Raw genomic sequence first — 5,433 nt, 5'->3', positions numbered from 1 at the left:
TGTTTGCTTACAACAATAATGTTTTTATATTTGCAGCCTTAAATTATGGCGAGGTAGCTCAGCTGGTTAGAGCGTCGGATTCATAACTCGGAGGTCGGGGGATCGTGCCCCCCTCTCGCTACAAGATAAACAAAGGAAAGTCAAGAAAAAAATTCTTGGCTTTTTTTTATTGCTAAAACATAGCTAAAACATTTGCTCTCTTTTTATGTCCTCATATCAAATAAGCACAAATGATATCAAAACTTATTATTCTTTAACGTAATTCTTTAGAATAATAAAAGTTAGCAGGTAATCCTCCTGTATGCCAAAATAAAATATTAGAGTTGTTTCTCAGTTTTTTGTTTTCAAGATGATCCAACATGCCGTAAAAAGCTCTTCCAGAATAAACAGGGTCAAGCAATATACCTTCAGTTTTTGCTAAAGTTCTAATTGCTCTTCGTTCATCATTGGTTACTACACCATAGCCACTATTGTCATATCCTCTTATTAGTTTAGCATCTTCAATAGTATAATCCTTTACAATTCCAAGAGACTGCTTTCCATCACACAAAAGTTCAAGTACCACTTCATCTAAAGACTTCCCTCCTGATCCTACTTTATCAATACTAATTGGCATTAGTTTAGTATCCAAACCAAATAAATCAACTCCTAGCTTAAGACCAGCTTGCGTACCCCCAGAACTTGAAGCAAAGAAAATATAATCAATTTCCAAATTCATTTCATTTAATTGCTCCTTTAACTCTTTTACAGCATCTACAAAACCGGATGCTCCTAATAAATTTGAACCTCCATAGGGCACAACATAAACTTTCTTCCCTTTCGCTTCTAACTCTCTTTTGGTAGACTCGATATCTTCTCCTTTCCTATTATTTTTTGTAAAATGGATATTTGCTCCTAATAAATGTGAAAGCAACAAATTACCATTGTAATCTTGAGGTTCTTTACCACCTAACAACAAATGACATTCTAATCCTGACTTAGCACAAGCCGCAGCTGTTTGTCGGCAATGATTAGATTGTTGAGCTCCCGCAGTAATAATGGTGTCGCAACCTTTTTCTAAAGCATCATAAATAAAGTACTGTAGCTTCCGTACTTTATTTCCTCCTGATGCTAATCCAGAATTATCATCTCGCTTAATAAATAAATTATAATCCGGATATTTTTTAGATAAATTTTCTAGTCGCTCTAGTGGTGTTGGAAAAAAACCTAAACTGTATTTTTTAGATAACATTATAAGCTGATTTTTGAATAACACTAATATATAGTATCTTTAACAGTAATGAAAATTAAATATAATATTTTGTTATTCAAATACTTATATGCTACCCCAAGAGCAAAAATATCATTTCACACCTGAATACGTTTATTCATCTTCAATGCATTGGATAGTATTATTTTTATGTATTGTAATCAGTATAATCATTGTTCTTCAACTCTTAAAAATAATATTAAGCAAACAAAAAACAATCAAAGCTTCTTACAGATATTTAATTTTAGCTATTCTTTTTCTATTATATAATATGCTTAATGGCTTATTACCTAATACATCTTTACCTGGTCCTTTGTTCTTTCAGTACATAGCGACATACAGTATTTCAATAATTATGTGCGTATATCTTATTTGGTATTTGTATAAGGAGTTTAATATTATAACCCCAAATCCTTTTTTCAAAATCAAAAACCTATCAATAATACTATCTCTGTGCTTTCTGTTTTTATTTGTTATACCATATTATTATACAAAATCACTTAATTTTTCTAGAAGTCTATTTTTGGTATTTCCAATATTCATGTCCATAACATTTTTGATATACTTTTTTATGACCATAAGAAAAGAAGTCAAAAGACAACGCTACTTTAAAATTCAAACTTACTTAGGTTTAACTTCTATATTATCAATTATACTTTTACCTTTACTAACATATTTTGGAGATTTCCAACCTATAACTCAGCCTTTAGTAACTATGGCTTTCTTTTTGGTTACCACAATGGAGATTAATAGTTATCTATACCGTTTAAAGTACACGTACATATTGAAAAGAAATATTGGGAGAGATTTTGGTTTCACAAATAGAGAAAATGAAATTGCCATCCAAATTATCAAAGGAGATAATTATAAAAAAATATCCGAAAATATGTTTATTTCCTATGGAACAGTAAGGAAACATGCTTCTAATATTTTTATAAAGTCTAATGTTTCTAACAAAGAGGACTTTGTAAAAAAGTTTAAAGGTTAGACATAAACTAGTAAAATACATGTGAACAAAAATTCACATTCGATATACGCAAAAACTACACAGGTATAATTTTGATTCTATTATTATTTTAAACAATTTAGAATTAAATTGAAATAGTAAGCCCCTAAAAAATCTAAATTAATAGAAGCATTAATATGATCGATTATTATTAGTTTCTCTCATTTACTTCTTTCATATCATCCTTTTAAATTTTACATTCTTCTTAGAAACAACTATTTCTTTATTAAAATGAAAGAATGGATTTTAAAAAGAAAAACAAGAATCTTCTTTTCGATTTGGATGAGATAAAACATAGTTCCAATGGAATTATTGAACGTTCAAACAAATCCATAATTGCGTGTCGAAACCTTCTAAGCACATACAGAAAAACAGTAATCATCGATGGTTTTAAATCTACTGAAGAAGAAATAGAATTCTTTAAAACAATAAAGCAAACACCATTTACTCAACTTATTTATTATTCAGAAATCCGCTCTTTTGAAATTCAATTTCCTAAAGTGGATAGCAGTCAACAAAGAAAATACGTTAAAAAGAAACTAGGAAAACTAAATCGTTTCTTTTTATACAACATGGACTTTGTACAATACATTGAATCAGAACAAACGCACTTAGACAAACAATACTTCACAAGAGATTTTTTTGACAATCTTCCCGTAACATCTTCAAAATTTTATTTTCAAGACCCAGACTTCTGCACACCATATGATTTACTCCTGGGAAAATTAAAAGCATCAAAGCGCTTTATCAATTATTTACAAGTCAGATTATTTGATGCTAAAAAATCTAAATTTAAGAATGAGTTAGAATTGAACAATCTTTCAGAACTAGAATGGACATCTTCAAAAACAGCTCTTACAGAATTGGTATATGCTTTATATCATAGTAGAGTCATTAATAACGGAAAATCTGATATTAAAGAAATTGCATCTACCCTAGAAAGCGTATTTCATTTCAAACTTGGCGACTATTACAAAACCTTTGCCGAAATAAAAACCCGAAAAATCAGTCGTACAAAATTTTTAGATGAACTATCTGAAGGGCTTCTTGAATACATTAATCACTCTGAGGAATAATACTTCAAAAAACACCGTACTCGGTTTACCTCCTGTTTTCATTATTTTTCTTTGAATTGTTCTACTGACATACAAAACACTACACTCTAAACACCCCAAAACACCTTAAAACACCTTAAAACACATCATTCTTAACAATGTTAAATTTTGACCCGACTACGGTTTACCTACTGCTTAAATGTCATTAAAACTCATCAAATTTGACAAATGAAAGTCATATCAAACCTTTTAGAGGTTATTATAATTAAGCTTTAAACAGAATATTATGCCAACAAGTATTATAACAACAGATGATCTTCGAGATTTCAAACTTGAGTTACTCGATGATATTAAAAAGCTACTTATGAAACAAGCTTCTGGGAGGCTAAAAAAATATCTAAAATCTACTGAGGTTATGGAGTATCTTAAAATTAGTGCAGGTACATTACATAATCTTAAAATCAATGGCACATTGCCCTACACTAAAATGGGCGGCATTATTTTTTATGACTCTGATGACATACAAAAGGTTCTAGATAATAACAGAGTACATCATAAAATAGACTAAAGATATATGAACTATATAAAACATTTAAACGCTGTGTTTCAGCAATTTTCGAAAGACTCCCGATTAAATCCAACCCATATCAGTTTGTATATGTCCTTGTTTCAGTTTTGGAATATTAATCGATTTCCTGAAGAATTTTATATCAATAGAGAAGAAGTTATGGGAATAGCAAAAATTGGCGGAATTGCCACCTATCACAAATGCATAAAAAACCTTAACGATTGGAAGTATCTGTGCTATTTACCTTCATATAACATTTTCAAAGGGAGTAAAGTTAGGATGTTCATTTTTAAAACAGGCTCTGAACAAGCTCTGAATGAGCGCGAAACAGGCTCTGAACAAGCATTGATACATAATACAAACAGAAATAAACAAATAGAAAACATTAATAAAACTAAGCTACCAAAAAATGAATTTGATGTCATTGATTTTTTTAAAAAGAAAAAATGGCCTGATAATGAAGCCAAGAAATTCTACAACCACTATCAAGGCATTGGTTGGAAAATTGGTGGCAAAATAAAAATAGAAGATTGGCATGCTACTGCAAGTAATTGGATGCTTAAAGCCAATGAATTTGAAACTGCAGATGCAGTTCCTCAAAAAAAGGACAACCTGAGAACCAGTAAAAACAAAGATTATGGTCAACCCTTGTAAAATAGTCGAAGAACACAAAACATATGACATTGGCACGTTTGATGGCAAAGAAGTGACATACAATTTTGAAAAAATCTTAATTTACCTCGATGTGAAAGGAAAAATGCTCTTTGGTAACGGTTTTAAAATCTTCGAAGAAGACCATCCAATCATTTTAAAACTCTGCCATTATTTTATAAAAGACAAAGAAAACTGCGAGAAAAACGAGATAGATCCAGATAAAGGTATTTTACTTTCTGGACCTGTTGGTTGTGGAAAAACGAGCTTAATGTTATTGATGAAAAATATCGTTCCGTTACAAAAACCGTACATCCTAATTCCTTCTAGAAACATTGTATTTGGCTTTAATCACATTGGCTTTAAAACTATTGAAGATTATGGTTGCAGACAGTTTTTCTGTTTTGATGATTTAGGTGTGGAACCTATTGGTAGACACTACGGAAAAGATTGTAATGTCTTGGGCGAAATTTTACTCTCACGCCACGAACTTTTTATAAACCATCACATAAAAACGCACGCAACTACAAACCTAAATGCTGGAGAATTGGAAGATTTATATGGCAATAGAGTCCGAAGTCGAATGCGAGAATTATTCAACCTCGTAGCGTTCGATGAAGACACAAGCGATAAACGAAAGTAAAAACTTAGAAATCATGAAAATAGCAACTTTTAATGTCCAGAACTTATTTCACAGAGACAGAAGTCTTTTAGAAAAACCTTTTGGAAAGAACCTCACAGATTGGATAAATGAACTCGATGCTTTAATGCTTCAAACCTCTAAATCCTTGAGCCAACAAGATCGTATAAAAGAATTATCGTTTCTAATTGGTTTTGAAAAACCAAGTCCTCGGCCTTATGCCATTTTGCGCAGAAAAGCTGGATTCCTTTACATGAAAGGATT

Annotated in this window: 7 protein-coding genes and 1 tRNA gene; 7 read left to right on the top strand and 1 reads right to left on the bottom strand. The window is 31.0% G+C overall.

From position 1 onward, the window contains the following. Window positions 1–47: 47 nt before the first annotated feature. Window positions 48–121, top strand: a tRNA-Met gene (locus WBN21_RS09170). Between the two features lie 132 nt (window positions 122–253). Here WBN21_RS09170 and WBN21_RS09165 read toward each other — a convergent pair. Beyond that, on the bottom strand, window positions 254–1,231 hold the full coding sequence (locus WBN21_RS09165; protein WP_424199565.1) for a D-cysteine desulfhydrase family protein: 978 nt from the start codon (window positions 1,229–1,231) through the stop codon (window positions 254–256). Window positions 1,232–1,820: 589 nt separating this feature from the next. Here WBN21_RS09165 and WBN21_RS09160 point away from each other — a divergent pair. The 6 genes from WBN21_RS09160 to WBN21_RS09135 form a co-directional block, all read left to right on the top strand. Next, window positions 1,821–2,237, top strand: a complete 417-nt coding sequence (locus WBN21_RS09160; RefSeq protein WP_424199563.1) for a helix-turn-helix transcriptional regulator — start codon at window positions 1,821–1,823, stop codon at window positions 2,235–2,237. A gap of 257 nt (window positions 2,238–2,494) precedes the next feature. After that, entirely contained in the window at window positions 2,495–3,331 is an 837-nt protein-coding gene (locus WBN21_RS09155) for an RteC domain-containing protein (RefSeq protein ID WP_424199561.1), read from the top strand. Between the two features lie 265 nt (window positions 3,332–3,596). After that, window positions 3,597–3,878 (top strand): helix-turn-helix domain-containing protein, encoded by a 282-nt coding sequence (locus tag WBN21_RS09150; protein ID WP_424199559.1) that lies wholly within the window; start codon window positions 3,597–3,599, stop codon window positions 3,876–3,878. A 6-nt stretch (window positions 3,879–3,884) separates the two neighbouring features. After that, on the top strand, window positions 3,885–4,532 hold the full coding sequence (locus WBN21_RS09145; protein WP_424199558.1) for a hypothetical protein: 648 nt from the start codon (window positions 3,885–3,887) through the stop codon (window positions 4,530–4,532). Next, on the top strand, window positions 4,516–5,172 hold the full coding sequence (locus WBN21_RS09140) for an ATPase (protein WP_424199556.1): 657 nt from the start codon (window positions 4,516–4,518) through the stop codon (window positions 5,170–5,172). Before WBN21_RS09145 ends, WBN21_RS09140 begins: the two co-directional genes overlap by 17 nt. A 13-nt stretch (window positions 5,173–5,185) precedes the next feature. Then, a partial coding sequence (locus WBN21_RS09135; protein ID WP_424199554.1) for a hypothetical protein occupies window positions 5,186–5,433 on the top strand: 248 nt, incomplete at its 3' end.

It is taken from the genome of Algibacter sp., from assembly GCF_049667265.1.
In the GTDB taxonomy this organism is placed as follows: Bacteria; Bacteroidota; Bacteroidia; order Flavobacteriales; family Flavobacteriaceae; genus Algibacter_B.
The sequence above is the reverse complement of the archived record's forward strand: the minus strand, read 5'-3'. Positions and strand labels throughout refer to the sequence as shown.